Genomic DNA, 16,364 nt, shown 5'->3' on the forward strand with positions numbered 1-16,364 from the left:
GGGACGCGCCTGCGAGTCCGTGCGGAATCTGCATCGGCTCGTGAATCCACCCATCGCGCACGAGCCACCATCCACCGGTCGAGGCATGCCTCGCCCCTACGCGCCGATCCCCGCCCCCGCCCGTCGCGCGAAGCGCCGAAGTCCCTCTCCCGCGCAGCGGGGGAGGGACAGGCGCCTCAGGCGCCAGGGAGGGGGCCCCCCGCGGCAGCGCCGATGCCTGGTTTCGCCGATGTCTCTCCCCCGCCCCGCCGCGGCACCCGCAGCCGGAACTCCGCCCCACCGCCGGCCGCGTCCGCCACCTCCGCCGCCCACCCCTCCTCGCGCGCCAGGCGCCGCACCACCGCCAGCCCCAGCCCGGTGCCGCCGCCGCCCGAGTGGAACGGCTCCCAGATGCGCTCGCGCTCAGCGGACGGCACGCCGGGGCCGTGGTCGCGGACCGAGACCTCCACCGCCTCCGGCAGCTCGCGGGCGCGCAGCTCCACCGCCGTCCCCTCCGGCGCGTGCGCCAGCGCGTTCAGCAGCAGGTTGAGCAGCGCCTGCGCCAGCGGCTCGCGCGCGGCGGGCGCCGCCACCGCGGCTCCGTCCAGCACCAGGCGCACGCGCGAGCGCTCCGCCCGGGCCCCCACCAGCAGCGCCAGGTCTTCGAAGAGCGGCGAGAGCGGCGTCTCCCCCCCGGCCGACGGACCGCGCGGCGCCCGCCGCGCGATCCCCAGCAGGTTCGCCACCAGCCGCTCCACCCGCCCCACCTCCTCCAGGATCACCGACGCGTAGCGCCGCCGCTTCGGCTCCTCCACCTCCTCCTCGGCCAGCCGCTGCGCCAGCGAGCGCACCCCGGTGAGCGGGTTGCGGATCTCGTGCGCCAGCGACGCCGCCAGCTCGCCCACCACCGCGAGCCGCTCCTGCTCCGCCGCCGCCGCCGCGATCTCGCCGCTGCGCGCCGCCCGCACCTCGATGTCGTAGAAGCGCAGCCGCGCCACGCCGATGAAGATGAGCGCCTGCAGCCACACCATCAGCAGCGGCATCACGTACACCGCGATCCGCCCGTCCGTCAGCCACCCGCCCACGATCCCCACGGGGAACACCACCGCCATCAGCCCCACCACCAGCAGCGTCGCCCGCCGCTCGCGCAGGCTGCGCCCCACGTGGGCGCCCAGCGAGCGCACCAGGATCCACGTCGCCACGCCCCACGCGCCCAGGTTCCACGCCTGCAGCGGCAGCTCCGCGTGGCGCCGCCCCACCGAGCGCAGGTCCACCGGCAGGAGCGCCAGCGCCAGGAGGAGCGCGCCCGCCGCCAGCCAGCGCGGGCGCCCCGACTCCCACAGCGCGAAGGCCAGGAAGAGCCCCGGCGCCAGGTGGATGGCCCCGCTCATCACGGGGTCCATCCGCTCCCACGCGCCCGTCGCGAAGGCCCACCCCTGCGCCGCCAGCCACACCGCGATCGAGCACCAGAAGAGCACGAACCACCGCACGGCGCTGCTCTTCGGGTTGAAGAGCAGCAGCAGGGCCGAGCCGAACACCGTCACGCCCAGCGCGAAGAAGGCGACGGCGGCCGCCAGGGGAGCGTTCGTCACAGGGTCAGCCCCAGGCCCAGCACCAGGGTGCGGTCGGCGAAGAAGGCGGGGACCGGGCGGCGCTCGGCGTACCCGGCGCCGTAGGTATAGCCCTGCACGTTCCCCCTGTCCAGCAGGTTCAGCATCTCCAGGTACACCACCCCCACCCCGGCGCGCATGGGGATGTAGCGCGTCACCCGCCCGTCCAGCCGCGCGTACGACGGCAGCCGCGCCCCGTTCGGCGCCCCGTAGACGGGGCCTCCGTCCGCCGCCGGCCCGACGACTTCCGTGAACGGCCGCCCGCTCGAGAGCCTGAGCGTGCTCCCCACCTCCCAGTTGTCGACGACGGAGAGCCGCGCGACGCCGGTGAGCGTGTGCCGCACGTCCACCGCCGAAGGCGCCTCGCGCCCGTCCTCCAGTTCCACGCGCCCGTCCAGGAACGAGTAGGTGATCCACCCGTTCAGCCGCCGCTGCCGCGACCAGCGCACCATGGCGTCCACGCCCGCCGCGCGCCCGCCCACCACCCGCGGCCCGGCGCCGGACTCCTGGTAGGCGCCGTACTCCTTCCAGAACGCCTCCACCTTGAGCGACGGCTCGCCGCCGCGCTCGGCGCCCACCACCAGGTGCGCGGCCTCCGTCGGCGTCCCCGAGGGCGAGCCCGCGTCGGGTACGGCGTAGCGCGTGCGCCAGCGCCCCTGGTGGAAGAGGCCGCCCGCCAGCCGCAGCGTCCACTCGTCGGCGCGCACCGCCAGCCCCAGCCGCGGGTCCATCGTCCACGCCCCCTCGCCCGGCAGGTGGTCGGCGCGCACGCCGGCCACCAGCGCGACGGACGAGCCCAGCGGCCGCTCCGCCTCCACGAAGGCGCCCGCGTGCCAGGCGTCGGCCGTCTCCAGCGTCTCGCGCGCGGGCGAGCCCGGCGCCAGGCGGTCCGTCGTGGGCACGGCGCCCTCCTGGCGCGCGTCCATCCAGGCGGCCTCGGCGCCCGCGCGGAGCCGCCCGCCGCCCCAGGCCAGGTCGCCCTCCACCCGCCCGCGGAGCCCACGGTCGGTCCGCTCGCGGTCCAGCACGCCGTAGCGGTAGCCGTTCTCGCGCACCGCCGCCGAGAGCGAGCCGCGCAGCCCCCACGCGCCGTCCGCGGAGACGGTGCGCCCGGAGAGCGCCACCAGGCGGTTCATCCCCTCGCTGCGGAAGGGGCCCCGCCAGCCGTACGCGTCCACCTCGCGCGCCGCGTGGTCGCCGTCGGCCATCGCCGTGAGGCGCAGCTCCGTCCCCGCGCGCGGCGTCCACACCGCGCCCAGCATCCCCTCCAGCGACCCCGGCGCCTCGGCGAACTCCTTCTCGCGGCCGTGCAGCGCCAGGAGCAGCGAGGCGTCGGTCATCCGCAGGCTCCCCCACGCGCCCGCCCGGCGGCCGAGCGGGAGGTCCACCGCCGTGCCCAGCTGAACCGTGTTGCCGTTCAGGCGCACCACGCGCGCCTCGGGGCGGCCGTTGGTCTCCAGGTCCAGCACGCCCGAGAGCGCGTCGCCGTAGCGCACCGAGAAGCCGCCGCTGGCGAAGTAGGCGCTGCGGAGCACCTGCGAGTCCAGGATGCCGAAGGCGGCCCCGTTCAGCGACTCGTAGCGCCCCGGGTACACCAGCCGCGCGCCGTCCACGAACACGGGAGATTCGGCCGGGTCGCCGCCGCGCACGTACAGGTCGCTCCCCTCGGCGGCGCGGGTGGCGCCGGGCATGGTCTGGAAGGCGTGCATCACGTCCGCCGTGCCGCCGGGCGTGGTGAGCACGTCCAGCCGGCGCAGCGAGGTGCCGCTGCGGGTGTCGTCCAGCCGGTTGCCGCCGTCGGCCACCACCGGCGCCAGCGTCAGCGCTCCCTCGCGCCGCCCCGCCGCGCTCACCTGTCCGTCGCCGGTCGGCTGCGTGGACGCAGCGCCGGACGCGGGCGCCGCCGCCGACCCCTCGCCGCGCCCGGCCAGCCGCTCGCGGAAGCGCGCGTCGGCGGGGAAGAGGCGGGCGCCGCGCTCCCAGATCGCCCGCGCGTCGGCTTCCCTGTTCTGCCGCCTGTAGAGGTCGCCCAGGAAGAGGTAGGGGAGCGCGAAGTGCGGCTCGGCGCGCTCGCCCTGCTGCGCCACCAGCGTCTCCAGGTGGCGGACGGCGTCGCCGGTGCGGCCCAGGAAGGCGGGCGTGTGGTAGTGGTTCATCGCCAGGGCGAAGCGCGCGCCCCAGTGCAGCGAGTCGAGCCGGAGCGCGTCCTCCAGCAGGGAGTTCGACTGCCCGATCAGCACGCCCTTCTGCATCATCTCCACGAACGGGATGCGGCAGCGCGACTTCACGCTCGCCATCCCCACCCGCGGCTCGGGGTCGCGCGGGGCGGCCTTCGACCACCGCTCGAACAGCTCCTCCGCGCGGTCGGCCGCCGTGCGCGCCTCCTGCTCGCGCCCGCCCTCGGCCGCCGCGATGCACGCCTGCAGCGCCGCCTGGGCCGCCGCGTGCTCGTCCTGCTGCGCGGCCGCCCGGCCGCCCGTCACCAGCAGCGCCCCCGCGAGCAGCGCCGCCATCGTATCGCGCATCGTCATCGTCGTCTCCGTCGGTCCTTCGTTCCCGTCGCCGTCGTGTCGACCGGGACGAAAGCAACCCGGGGGCCGGAGATGCCGGGCGCGCAAGTTGTTGATTCGAGGCTATTTACGGATTTCGACCGCGGCTCGGGGGTGCAGCCGGACGGCTCCGGTGCAGCCGCGCGGCTGCACCGGAACGAGGTCTTCCGGATCTGGGATTACAGGCGAAAGGAGGCTCTCTCGATGCATGGAGCGCCCTGGCGGCCGCCGGGGAGGCGTCGGCCGAGGCTGCCGAAAGAGAGCACGCGCGGAGCTTCAGCGTCGTGGAGAGAGAACCCTGCGTCGTCGGGCGACGGATGGCCGGGTCTACTCCGCGTGCAGGAAGGGTCCCGCGATGAGCTCTTGCAGCTCCGCGAGAGAGTCCCTGACCAGGTTCGAGTGGGGCGAGTTCGGGAACAGGCCCCCGACGCGGACCTTGCGCATCGTGGTCTCCCGTTCGATCAGCGCGTGGTAGCGGTCGAAGAGACGGGCCTCCTCCTCGCCCGCGTCGGGGCAGAGAGACATGGAGTCCAGCAGGTCCCAGGCGTACGCGACCCAGGGGAACACGTGTGAGTTCTCGGAGGTCCCGAAGCGCCGCATCAGGTGGTACAGCGCCTCGCAGGCGCTTCCACACCGCCCCTCGGCGCGCAGGCACGCCGCCCGTCCGAAGAGCGCGGCCGCCAGGTACGGCATCGTCTCGACGTCTTCCTGGCCCGCGCCGCCCGCCCATTCCGAAGACCGGTCCGTTCTCTCGCAGTGCTCGATCACGCGGGCGAAGCACGCCTCCGCCCGGGCGGCGTGGCCCTGCCGGAGAAGGGCCCCGGCCGTCGAGAGCAGCACCTCGCGCTCGATGAGCTCCCCGCGCTGGGGCGCGGCCCTGGCGGTGCGCGCGAGCAGCTCGTCGGCGGCGGCTCGCTCGGCCGCGTCCGCCCCGAACCCGGTCTCGGCGAGAACCGCGAGCGCAACGGCCTGCGCGGCCTCGCCGCGCACGGCGTCGGCCCGCTGCGCCGCGCCGTGGAGGTCGTGCGCCCGCAGCAGGTGGAGGGCTTCGCCCGCCCTGCCCCGGGCGAGCAGCAGCCTCGCCTTCCCGACGATCGCGCGCACGGCGGGCATGGCGTCGCGGTCGACGCGCGGGTCGGCCAGCAGGTCCATCACGAGACCGAACCCCCTCTCCTTCTCGGCGGATGCGTCGGGTGCGTTCTGGGCCGCGAAGCTGACCAGCCACGCGAGCTCGGTGAGCCCGCCGCCATCCAGCCCGGACGAGTCCGGGGAGTCGAGCAGCTCGGCGGCCCGCGCGATCACCTCGGCGTAGCGGGACTGCCGGAGCGAGCGCCTGATCTCGCGCAGCTTCTGCTCCCTGCCCGCCCCGCCCGCGTGCATGCTCCGCAGCTGGCTGACCGCCACCGAGAACTGGTCGTCGCCCTGCACGGCTTCTTCCAGCAGGTCGGTGAAGTAGCCCAGGGGATCCCGCGTCAGCTTCGGCTCGCCCAGCCCCAGGCAGCGGATGAACTCGTCGAACACCTCGGTCGCGGGCAGCTGCACGTTGGGATGCAGGTCCGTCTCGCGCCGCACGGGGGTCGCGGGGGAGCTCTGCAGCGCCTTCGAATCGCGGTGAACGACGAAGACCACGTTCGGATTCTCCCGCAGCCAGCCGGGGAGGGCGTAGATCTCGCTGGCCCGGTAGCAGAACCAGTAGAGCTTCCGCGGAAGGGGCCGCCGGGGCTGCAGGCGCCTCTTCAGCGCCGACATGAAGACGTCGCCCTCCCAGCCGCTGTAGCCCACCACCAGGGGAGACTGGTTGGTGAGGATGCGGTCGAGCATGGCGGCCATCGACAGCGAGCTCTCGGACGAGAGCTGCGCCCGCCCGTCGACCTCGCCGGCCAGGTTGCACAGGTCGTAGAACCAGTACGTGCCGTGCACGTGCACGATCTGGAGGTCCGAGATCTCGCTCTCGATGCGGTCGACCGTCGCCGGGTGGTCGCAGACGCGCACCGTGGTCTCCCCGAGCAGGCACAGGGCCCTGAACAGGAGGTCGTCGAAGTTCGTGGTCACGGTGAGCGTCGCGAGCTTCCTGCTGGCCAGGATGCGCGCCAGGCGGAAGTTGGCCGGCGAGATCGGCCGGTCGCGCATCAGCTCCCGCAGGAAGCGCTGCCGGTCGATCGGCTGCGGGTGCGCGGCGGCGAGCGCATCGGAGTACGTGCGGAGGCGATCGTCGACGCCCCCGCCGGACGGGTGGGCGGCATGCCTCCTCTCCCTCCTGGCCCCTCCGCACTGGCCGGTGATCTCGTCGGCCAGCGGAATCGACGGATGGGAGACGCCCGCCCCGACCAGGAAGAAGAACGGCAGCGAGTGGTGCGGGTGGTAGGGGCGCCTCGACGAGCTGCAGATTTCCTTCACCGCGAGTTGCAGTTCCTTGATCTCCACGATTTCCTCCACTGGCACGCGGCGGTGAGCGCTCCGGACGCAGGACGCGGAAGAGGCGATGCGCGCGCATCGGCTCTTCTCTGAAGACGAAAGAGAAGCGCGGGGAGAGACCTGTACGGGACGGGACGACCATTCTATCCGAAGCCGCGGATCGATGCAACGGCATCTGTTTCCGGCGGAGCGCGGACGTCCCCGGGAGCGGGGCGTTCGCGTGGCGGAGGCCTGGGTCAGGCCCCCTACGCCAGCCCCGTCGTCTCCGCGCTGACGTCCCACAGGCGGCGCGCGGCCTCGTCGTCGAGCGCGGCGGCCGAGGGGCGCACCGGGCGCTCGTCGATGCAGTACTCGCCCGAGAGCGCTTCGGCCTCCGGCGAGGCGGCGAGCCACACCGCCGTGCGCGCCCCCTCCTCGGGCGTGCGCATGCGGCGGCGCAGCAGCTTGAGCGGCGGGAAGCCGTCCAGCAGCAGGCTGGTGGCCACCACGCCGGGGTGCATGGCGTTCGCCGTCACCCCGGTCCCGCGCGCGCGCCGCGCCAGCTCGCGGGTGAAGAGCACGTTGGCCAGCTTGCTCCGCGCGTACATCGCCAGCCCGCGGTAGAAGCCGCGCTCCATCTGCAGGTCGTCCCAGCGCAGCCGCCCGTCGAAGTGCGAGTTGGAGCTGACGGCCACCACCCGCGCCGGCGCGCTCTCGGCCAGCCGCGCGAGCAGGAGGTGGGTGAGGAGGAAGGGCGCCAGGTGGTTCACCGCCCACTGGCGCTCGATCCCGTCCACGGTCTTCTTCCGCCGCCAGGAGAAGGTTGCCGCGTTGTTCACCAGCACGTGCACGCGCGGAAAGCGGCCCAGGATCTCCTCCGCCGCGCGCCGCACCTCCGCCTGCGCCGAGAGGTCCGCGAGCACGAGGTGGACGTCCGCGCCCGGCGCCTCGCGCGCGATCTCCGCGCGGGCCGCCTCCCCGCGCTCGCGGCTGCGCACCAGCAGGACGACCGTGGCGCCCAGCCGCGCGAGCCCCGCCGCCGTAGCCTTGCCGATCCCCGCGCTGGCGCCCGTCACCACGCACACGCGCCCGCGCATCAGGCGGGCGCCTGCGACTGCACGTTCGCCTGCGCCTGCGCCCGCGCCTGGGTGCGCAGGCCGTTGAGGAGCTCCCCGGGGCTCGCCGGCGCGACCACGAAGTGGCGCCGCGGCGTGGTGCGGGGAGGCGCGGGGTACAGGTCCACCCGCGGCAGGCTCGCCAGGGGTCCGCGCAGCGCGCGGCTGAGCGCGGGAGACTCCGCCCCGTCCGCGCCGACCTCGACGACCAGGTACGTCGTCCCGGCGGCGGCCGCCAGCGTGGGGAAGAAGTCGGGCGCCAGGCTCGTGAGCGCCGGCAGGTCGTCCGGTGCGACCATGACGGCGGCGAGCTCCCGGGGCGCTGGAAGCCACACGTCGTGGGACTGCGGGCCGGGGTCCGCGACGATCACCGCCGCCACCTCCGGCGTACGGGGAGGGAGCCCGCTCACGAACCGGGCGACGGCGTCCGTGGACCCCTCCGCCGGGTCCGGCGCAGCCTTCTTCACCTTCCTGGTGGGGCCGCGAAACCCCATGGGATCGAGGGCGGGCAAGCCGAGCGCCCACAGCGCGGCGGCCCCCGCCCAGGCGGGCGGCGGGGGATCGGTGGACGGGAGATTCACTCCCATCCCACCCTGCACCAGCCTGCTCCACTCCCGGATCGTCATCTCCTCGGGGTTGATCCGCAGCCACGCTCCGGGCCCGGCTCTGGCCGCCTCGCAGGCGAGCTGCCTCAGGCCCGGGGGCAGGACGACCCGCTCGTGGAACAGGGCCAGCAGGCGCGGACTCCAGTCGGCCCAGGCTCCCGCCGTGTCGAGCGTTTTCGGCACGGCCTCCACGGCCTCGATGTCCTTCCGCACCAGCCGGAGCCAGTCCGCGGGGGTGCGAGGCTTCCGGAGCGAATAGCCCCTGGAGAGCTTCAGGTCCGGGTACGCTGCCGTGACGTCCTGCATCAGCCCTTTCAACCCTGCCGCCACGTCTGCCGACGACCGGAGCCTGAGCTCGAACCCTGCCGAAACGGCCTCCAGCCCGCGGTGGATGCGGACGCGCCGCTCTCCCTTCACCGCGAAGCCGACCGCCGCCCCCGCCACCAGCGCGCGGCCGATGGTGTCCGCCTCGCGCTCCAGCTTGCGGGCGTATTCCTGCACCAGGGCGATGTCGGTCTTCCGGCCGGTGGCGTCCGGGGCCGCGGAGTCCGCCTCCAGCCGCTTGAGCGCCGCCTCGACGGCCGGCCACGCCGGAGACGTGCTCAGGATGCCGAGCCCGGTGGAGAGGAGCGAGAAGTCCAGCTCGGGGACCGGGGGGGAGGCTTCCGCCTTCATGCGGCCACCTCCCGCAGCGCCTGCTGGAACTGGCGGATGAAGCTCACCGCCGCATCCCACCCCGGCTCCACCTCGACCACGATCTGGTCCTCGCGAGCGGCGACCGGAAGCCCGGCGGTGGTGTAGCGCCACCGGAACCGTCCCTCGCCCTCGCCGGGCTCGAGCAGCGCGAGCATCTCCGTGGGCGCCTCCACCCGCAGCGCCTCGCGCACGGCGGCGCTCACCCGCGCCCGGCCGGTCCGCTCGCGGTGGTCGTCCCAGCGAGAGAATTCCGCCAGGAAGTGCTGGTCGTCGGCGAGCAGCCTGGCCACGGCGCGGACGTACGCCAGCAGGCGCCCGGCCTGCTCCACGGAGACGTGGTCCACCACCTCGTCGGGGCGGACCTCGTCGCGCCCGATGCGGGTCTCCAGGTACGCCCGGAACTCGCCCGCCGCGGCGGCCTCGCCCAGGTCCAGGTCCCTCCCCGCCTTCCACATCCGCGCGGGGTAGTAGAGCGCGTCGTACACGAGCTGGCGCTGCAGCGGCTCGCGCTCCAGCAGCGCGGTGAGCTCCGGCCCGTCGAGGACGATCTCCACCGCGATCTGCGCCCGCAGGTCGAGCCGGTACGCCGGCGCGGTGCGCACCGCCCCCGGCGGCAGCGCCAGCGCGCCCCCGGGGCCGCGCCAGCGGGCGAGCACGCGCAGCACGTCGACGGTATGCATCTCGGCGCGGTGCAGCGCGATGTACTCCAGGATCTCCGCGTCGGCCCGGGCCTCGTCGCCCTCCCTCTGCAGCACCTGGCCCAGGTAGGCGTGCAGGTCGTCGGGGCGGTGGGCCACGAAGAGCTGGTGGCTGAAGTAGGTGTACTCCTTCGAGTACGGGTCCCTGCGGCTGCGCGCCTGCATCCCCTCGAAGTAGCTGCGGTCGGTGAGGAAGCAGAAGAACGCGCTCTCCGACACGAACTTCTTCAGGTGGGTGACCAGGTTCTCGATGTGCCGCGAGAGGTTGTCGACCTTGTCCAGCTCGTCGACCACGAAGATCGGCGGGAGCCCGGCCGCGCGCAGCCGCTCCACGATGATCGGCAGCACGCGGTCCAGCGTCTGCACCGACAGGTCCATCACGAACTCGACCTCGCGGTCCATGCCGCGGCTGCGCGAGCGGGCGACGGAGTAGCGCAGCACCGCCGCCGCGCCCAGGGCGGTGGCCAGCCCGGCCGCCAGCGCGGCGACCGGCCCCCCCTTCGGGAGCACCCCTCCGCCCACGATCCCGCCGGTGAGCAGCGCCGCCAGCCCCTTCATCAGCTCCGTCCCCTTCTCGGCGCTGGCGACGCTCGCGCTCGTCTCGCTCCTGGCCGCGTCGGTCTCCTTCTCCTTCGCGGTCAGCGCGCCCGAGATGCGCCGGTACGCCTCGCAGACGCCGGCCAGCGCCAGCAGCTCGCGCGCGCCGCGGGAGTCGGGCTGCGCCGTCTTCGGCTGCGGGAACAGCACGCCGGAGGAGACGAAGTCGCCGCGCGCCCAGAACTCGCGCAGCCTCGCCGGGCGGATCCCCTCGAACAGCTCCACCTCGAGCTGCGCGGCCATCTCGGGGAGGTCGGCGTAGAGGCGGGGGCTGGAGCCGATCCGCTCCAGCGCGCGCTGCCGGTACGCCTCGGCGAAGGCCTGCGACGCCGCCCGGTGCAGCCCCAGCGTCACCTGGATCAGCGCGTTGGCGACGACCTCGCGCGCCCGGCCGGCCCCGGCGGCGGCGCCCTCGCCGTCCTTCCCGCCCGCCGCGCCGTCCTTCCCGGAGGCCGCCGCGCCGGGCTTCGGCTCCCCGCCGTCGGGCGACGCGTCGTCCTGCCGCGCTTCGGCTCCGGCGGGCCTGGCCCCGGCCTTCCCGCCGTCGGCGCCGGCGGGGGCGGGCTTCGCCGCGCCCGCGGCCCGGCCGTCCGCCGGGCGCGGGGCGGCGGCCGCCTCTCCCAGCAGGCTGGGGCCGGGGAGGAGCACGCGCAGGGGGCGGATGGTGGCGTTGGCCTTCGCGTACTCCTTCCAGAGGTCCAGGAAGGCGTGCTCCACCATGGTGGTCTTCCCCGAGCCGCGGTGGCCGGCGACCAGGAACGAGCGCCCGCGCGTCTGCCCCTCGCAGTAGCGGCGCATCTCGTCCTGCAGCACGCGCGCGGCGTCGGAGCCCACCACCAGCACGCTGGTGTTGAGCGCGAACGACTCGGGGCTCAGCGGCTCGAGCGGGACGGCGACCCTGATCGACACGGGAGAATCGGCTCGGACTGGGAATTCAGGGCTGCGAGGTGTCGGCCGCGGCGGCCGCGCTGTCGGGCGCCGCCGCGGCGGGCCGGGCGGCCGGCGGCCGGGACGGTGTGTCGGCCTGCGCGGCGCGCTGCTTCCCGGCGTCCGCGTCTTTCGCTTCGGCCGTCGCGAGCGCCTCCAGGTGCTGCACCGAGAGGACGGTGAGCATGGTGCCGAAGCCCAGCGCGGCCAGCAGGTACAGCCCCGCCGCGGGGACGCGCAGCCCCCCCAGGCCGCCCCCGAACCCGCCCCAGTGGCTTTCCAGCGCCACCGCGTGGCGCCGGGTCTCCATCACGAACATGGCCAGGAACACCAGGCTCACCGCCGCGAGTCCCAGCAGGAGGAGCTGCAGCAGCCCCCAGCCCGCGCCGGGGCCGGCCCGGGCGGCGGGCGCGCCGCCCGCCCACCAGAGGCCCCCGGCCAGCCCCGCCGCGAGGAGGGACACGGCGGCCACGGCGTACACCAGCGCCCGCGCCGTCGCCTGCAGGGTGGTCCGGCCCAGCCACAGGGCGGCCGCCGTGGCGCCCGCGATCCCGAGAAACACGATCGAGACCCACAGCGGCATCCCCGCCCGCCCGCCCGGGGACGCCGTGGCGGCGGTATCCCCGGCGGCGGTGTCCGCGGCGGACCGGAGCGCGGGCGCGGCCGCCCCGGCGCCGGCGGAGGTGTCGGGCGCGGCGGCGGTGTCCTGCGCGCCCTGCGCGTGCAGCGGCGGGACGAGCGCGCGCCCCGCCCCGTGCAGGGACGCGGCGGCGGCCAGGAGCGCGAGGAAGCGGCGGAACGGGGCTCGGCGGGGGAGCATCGGAAGACGCGCGTCGGCGAAGGAAGACGGCGGGAGACGTCCGCTCTCGGAAAACGTCGGGGTACATGATGCGCCCGCACCGGCTCCGCCACAAGCGTTTCTTGCGGCGCCCGGGCCGGCCGCTCAGGCGCCGCCGCCTGCCCCGCTCTCCGCCCACAGCCAGCGCCCGCCCTCCAGCACCACCCGCACCTCTCCCGCGCGCTCCATCGCGGAGAGGAAGCCCAGGAGCGTGGCGCGGTTGAGCACGTACGCGGCCGGCGCGTCCATCCGCATCCCGATCTCCGCGGCGAACTCGGCCAGCAGGTCCTCCGTCGCCGCCGGGCCGCGCCGCAGCCGCTCGCCCACCCAGGTGAAGCCGCGGTCCAGCGCCGCCAGGTTCGCCGCGATCGTCCCGCGCGGGTCGGCGAGCGCCTCGCCGTGGCCGGGGACGAACCACTCGGCGGAGAGGCCGCCCAGGAAGCCCAGCCGCTCCCGCCAGCGCGCGGCGTCCACCAGGTAGGGAATGCCGTGCTTCTCCAGCGCCTCGCGGCCGAAGAAGCCGTCCGCCGCGAAGAGGACGGGCCCGGCAGCGACGCCCACCTGCGCCAGGCTGTGCCCCGCCAGGTCCACCAGCTCCAGCGCGCGCCCGTCGATCGTCACCGTCTCGCCCGGGCGCACCACGTGGTCCACGGGCGAGGGCTCGGCCTGGAGGAACCTGTTGACCAGCCCGGAGACCGGCTCCGCGCCGCCGAAGAGGTAGACCGGCTCGTAGCGCGGCTCGCGGATCACCGCCTCCTCCACGGCGGGCGCGTAGACGGGGATTCCCAGCCGGCGGACGAGCTGGGCGTTGCCGCCGTGGTGGTCGGCGTGCGCGTGGGTGTTGAGGATGGCCACCAGCGGCCGCCCCAGCTCCTCCGCCGCGCGGACGATCCGGTTCGCCGCCCCTTTGTCCAGCCCGGTGTCGACCGCCACGAGCCCGGTCTCCGTCTCCACCAGGCCGCTGTTGACGGCGCCCGGCAGGTAGTGGACGCCGGGGGCGAGGGTGACCCGGTCCACGCCCGTCATCCCCCGTCCGCCGGCTCGTCGCGGCCCTCCCACTCGGCCAGGAAGCGCGCCACGAACTCCTCCAGGTAGCGGTGCCGCCCCTCGGCGATGCGGCGCGCGGCCGCGGTGTTCATCCGGTCGCGCAGCAGGAAGAGCTTCTCGTGGAAGTGGTTGAGCGTGGGGCTGGCGGTGGACTGGTACGCCGCGAAGCTGTCGTGCCGCTCGGGCGGGACGCCGGGGTCGTACAGCGGCCGCCCGCGGCTCCCCCCGTACGCGAACGCGCGCGCCACGCCGACGGCGCCCAGCGCGTCCAGCCGGTCGGCGTCCTGCACCACGCGGCCCTCCGGCGTCTCCATCGGCGTGGGCACCCCGGCGCCCTTGAACGACATCCCGGCGATGATGGACGAGACGTGCTCGACCACCGCGGGCTCGGCGCCCAGCCCCTCGAGCCACTCGCGCGCGGCGCGCGGCCCGGCCGCCAGGTCGCCGCCGTGGAACTTGTGGTCGGCCACGTCGTGCAGCAGCGCGGCCAGCTCGGTCACGTACGGGTCGGCGCCCTCCTCGCGCGCCAGCCGGAGCGCCGTCCGCCGCACCCGGTGCACGTGCCACCAGTCGTGCCCCGAGCCCTCCCCCTCCATCCGCCCGCGCACGAACGCCTCGGTGCGGGCGACCACCCCGGCGCGGTCCGTCGGGTCCGCGGGCGCGGAGGCTGGGGCGTCCGCGCCCCGCACCTGTGGCGCAGGCGCATCTCCCGTGGACGGAGTGCGCGCCGCGGCGGCGCCGTCGTCTGGTCCCAAGTCGTTTCTCCGCAAAACATTTGCACCCGCCCGGCGGCCCGGGCGCGGACCCGGCGCCGAAGTTGCTGCCGGCACGGGGATCTTCGTCGTCGCCGGTCCCAAGATCCGTCTCCACCCGTCCCGCCGCAACGGCCCTTCCGGCCGCCGGCCGTCCGCCCGAGCCCACTGCTCCCATGTTCGGCCTCGAGATCCTCGACGTCATCCTCGGCCTGGTCTTCATCTACCTGCTGCTCAGCCTGATCGTCAGCGCCATCAACGAGTACCTGGCCTCCATGCTGAACAAGCGCGGCAAGGTGCTGATGGACGGGCTGCACCGGCTGCTGGTCGACACCGGCCTGAAGGACGACTTCTTCCGGCACCCCCTGGTCCGCACCTACTTCCGCGACCGGGAGAGGCTGCTGGAGCACGAGGCGCGCATCGGCCGCAAGTGGCCCTTCGCCAAGACGCTGTACCGGTTCTTCACCTGGGCCTTCCGGCCGTCGGTCCGCGAGGCCCGCTACCCCTCGTACCTCCCCGCCCGCACCTTCGCCATGGCGATGCTGGAGGTGGCGCAGCAGGCCGCGGCGAAGGCCGCCTCCGGTGCGGCGGGTGGCGGCGCGGCGGCGGGCGCGGTCTCCGGGGCGAACCCCGGCGGGGCGGGCGTGGCCGGCGGCGCCGGGACCCCGGCGCCCGCGCCCGCCGCCCCGACGATCGACTTCCACAAGATCCTGGAGGCGCTGCGGCGCGACGCGGGCGCGGACGTGACGGAGTTCGCCAAGCTGGAGCTGGCGACGGCGCTGGCGGGGAGCACGCTGGCGGCGGACGTGAGGGAGCGGCTGATCGACTGGACGCTGGGCGCCAGCAACGAGGCCCAGAAGCTCCACGACAGCCTGGAGGTGTGGTTCAACAACGCCATGGACCGCGTGTCGGGGGCGTACAAGCGCCACACGCAGTACGTACTGTTCTGGATCGGCGCGCTCCTGGCCGTGGCGCTGAACGCCGACACCATCGACCTGTGGCGGCGGCTCTCGACCGACGACGCGCTCCGCGAAGGGATCGCCACGCAGGCGGTGGCCACCTGGAAGAGCCTGGCCGCCGCCAACGCCGCCGCGCTCACCCGGGACTCCGCGGCCGCCGACACTGCTGTGTCCGACACCGCGGCGTCCGACACCGCGGGATCGGACACCGCCGCGGCCGACACGACGAACGCGAGCCCGGACACCGCGGCGGGGGGCGGCGCGGCGCCGGCAAACCCGCTCGCCCGCGGGCTCGCGCCCCGCCGCACGCCGAACCAGGACTCGGCGAAGATCCTGCTCGACTCCGCCCTGGCGCAGCTCGACCGCACGCAGCTCGACCTGGGGTGGCGCGCGGAAGAGGTGACGGCGCTGGGACTGGTGCGGATCGACACGCTGAAGGCGGACGGCGGCGCCGCCGCGGCGGCGCCGGCGCGCACGGCGTGGCGGCTGCAGTGGCCGTGGCGCTGGCACTGGAACACCTGGGCGTTCTGGAGCAAGCTGCTGGGGCTGACGCTCACCGCGCTGGCCCTGTCGATGGGCGCGCCGTTCTGGTTCGACCTGCTGAAGAAGATCATCAACGTCCGCGCGGCCGGCCGGGCGCCGCACGAGCGGGCGGTCAGCCCCGAGGCCGGCGGCAAGCGCCCCGCCGACGTCGCCCCGAAGTGAGCCTTTCCATCCGGCCGAGCACGAAGGCCCGGGCGCGGAGCCCGGGCCTTCGTCTTTGCGGATCGATTCGCTCAGCGCGACGCCGGCGCCGGAGCGGGCGCCGGCTGCGGGCGCGGCGGGGGCCGCCAGTAGACCGCCGAGATCACCGAGTCGATGGCCGCCTCGCCCTTGAGCTCTCCCAGGCGCGAGTAGATGGTGCGCCCGTGCTCGTCGAGCACCAGGGTGAGCGGCACCGAGCCGGCGCGGTAGATCGCCACCAGCTTGTCCTCGGGGAAGCGGATGGTGGGGTACGGGAGCGCGTGCCTCTCGGCGTACTGCCGCGTCACGTCCACCGAGTCCAGCGACACGCCGAAGACCTGCGCGCGCGGCCGCTGGATGGTGTCGGCGATGGAGGCGATCCGCTTCCAGGCGGGGATGGTCGAGAGGCAGTACGGGCAGGTGGTGGTGTAGACGAAGAGCACCTGCCGCCCCTCCGCGGGGAGCGAGCCGACGGTGACCGGCCGCCCGTCGAGGGTGGAGGTGTTGAAGGTGGGCATGAACATCCCGGGCCGCGGCTCGCGGATCGCCTGCCGGAGGGTCTCGACCTGCGAGACCAGGTCCCGCTTCTGCTTCCCGAGCACCACCACCAGCGCGGCCGCGGCCACCAGCGCCGCGTACGCCACCCACGCGTACCGGTTCGGCCGGGCCGGCGGCTGCGCCTCGGAGCGAGGCCGCTCCGGGGCCGGGGGGGAGACGCTGTCGTCGCTCATGGCGCTGCCTTTCGTCGGCCGGGTGGGGATGAACGGGCCCGCTCTCGGAATTTACGTCTCCAACTGCGCCGATCAACCCCGCCCCGCCAGACGTTTGTCCACGGCGTGCTCCTCATCCCCCTCGCACTCTCGCACTCTCGCACT

11 protein-coding genes are annotated in these 16,364 nt (G+C 74.9%); 1 reads left to right on the forward strand and 10 read right to left on the reverse strand.

Going from position 1 to position 16,364, the window contains the following annotated elements:
* Positions 1-176: 176 nt before the first annotated feature.
* The 9 genes from VF746_27635 to VF746_27675 form a co-directional block, all read right to left on the reverse strand.
* Positions 177-1,571, reverse strand: coding sequence for a HAMP domain-containing sensor histidine kinase (locus VF746_27635; GenBank protein HEX8696221.1), 1,395 nt, complete (start codon positions 1,569-1,571; stop codon positions 177-179).
* Positions 1,568-4,120 carry a TonB-dependent receptor gene (locus VF746_27640; GenBank protein HEX8696222.1) on the reverse strand — a complete coding sequence of 851 codons (2,553 nt, stop codon included), beginning with the start codon at positions 4,118-4,120 and terminating at the stop codon, positions 1,568-1,570. Before VF746_27640 ends, VF746_27635 begins: the two co-directional genes overlap by 4 nt.
* A 345-nt stretch (positions 4,121-4,465) precedes the next feature.
* Positions 4,466-6,562: an SIR2 family protein gene (locus tag VF746_27645; GenBank protein HEX8696223.1), complete on the reverse strand. Its 2,097-nt coding sequence runs from the start codon at positions 6,560-6,562 to the stop codon at positions 4,466-4,468.
* Positions 6,563-6,798: 236 nt separating this feature from the next.
* Positions 6,799-7,629: an SDR family oxidoreductase gene (locus VF746_27650; GenBank protein HEX8696224.1), complete on the reverse strand. Its 831-nt coding sequence runs from the start codon at positions 7,627-7,629 to the stop codon at positions 6,799-6,801.
* Positions 7,629-8,927, reverse strand: coding sequence for a hypothetical protein (locus tag VF746_27655; GenBank protein HEX8696225.1), 1,299 nt, complete (start codon positions 8,925-8,927; stop codon positions 7,629-7,631). The genes VF746_27650 and VF746_27655 overlap by 1 nt, the downstream gene beginning before the upstream one ends.
* Complete coding sequence (locus tag VF746_27660) at positions 8,924-11,152, reverse strand: hypothetical protein (protein HEX8696226.1); 2,229 nt, start codon at positions 11,150-11,152, stop codon at positions 8,924-8,926. Before VF746_27660 ends, VF746_27655 begins: the two co-directional genes overlap by 4 nt.
* Positions 11,153-11,177: 25 nt before the next feature.
* Entirely contained in the window at positions 11,178-11,990 is an 813-nt protein-coding gene (locus tag VF746_27665; protein HEX8696227.1) for a hypothetical protein, read from the reverse strand.
* 123 nt (positions 11,991-12,113) lie between these two features.
* On the reverse strand, positions 12,114-13,034 hold the full coding sequence (locus VF746_27670; protein HEX8696228.1) for an MBL fold metallo-hydrolase: 921 nt from the start codon (positions 13,032-13,034) through the stop codon (positions 12,114-12,116).
* Positions 13,031-13,810, reverse strand: coding sequence for an HD domain-containing protein (locus VF746_27675; protein ID HEX8696229.1), 780 nt, complete (start codon positions 13,808-13,810; stop codon positions 13,031-13,033). Before VF746_27675 ends, VF746_27670 begins: the two co-directional genes overlap by 4 nt.
* Before the next feature lie 173 nt (positions 13,811-13,983).
* On the opposite strand from VF746_27675, the gene VF746_27680 reads away from it, so the two are divergent.
* On the forward strand, positions 13,984-15,471 hold the full coding sequence (locus VF746_27680; protein HEX8696230.1) for a hypothetical protein: 1,488 nt from the start codon (positions 13,984-13,986) through the stop codon (positions 15,469-15,471).
* A 71-nt stretch (positions 15,472-15,542) separates the two neighbouring features.
* Here the strand turns inward: VF746_27680 and VF746_27685 are convergent, their stop codons facing one another.
* Positions 15,543-16,220, reverse strand: a complete 678-nt coding sequence (locus VF746_27685) for a TlpA disulfide reductase family protein (GenBank protein HEX8696231.1) — start codon at positions 16,218-16,220, stop codon at positions 15,543-15,545.
* Positions 16,221-16,364: the final 144 nt, after the last annotated feature.

Origin of the sequence: Longimicrobium sp. (assembly GCA_036389795.1) — a bacterium.
Lineage (GTDB): Bacteria > Gemmatimonadota > Gemmatimonadetes > Longimicrobiales > Longimicrobiaceae > Longimicrobium.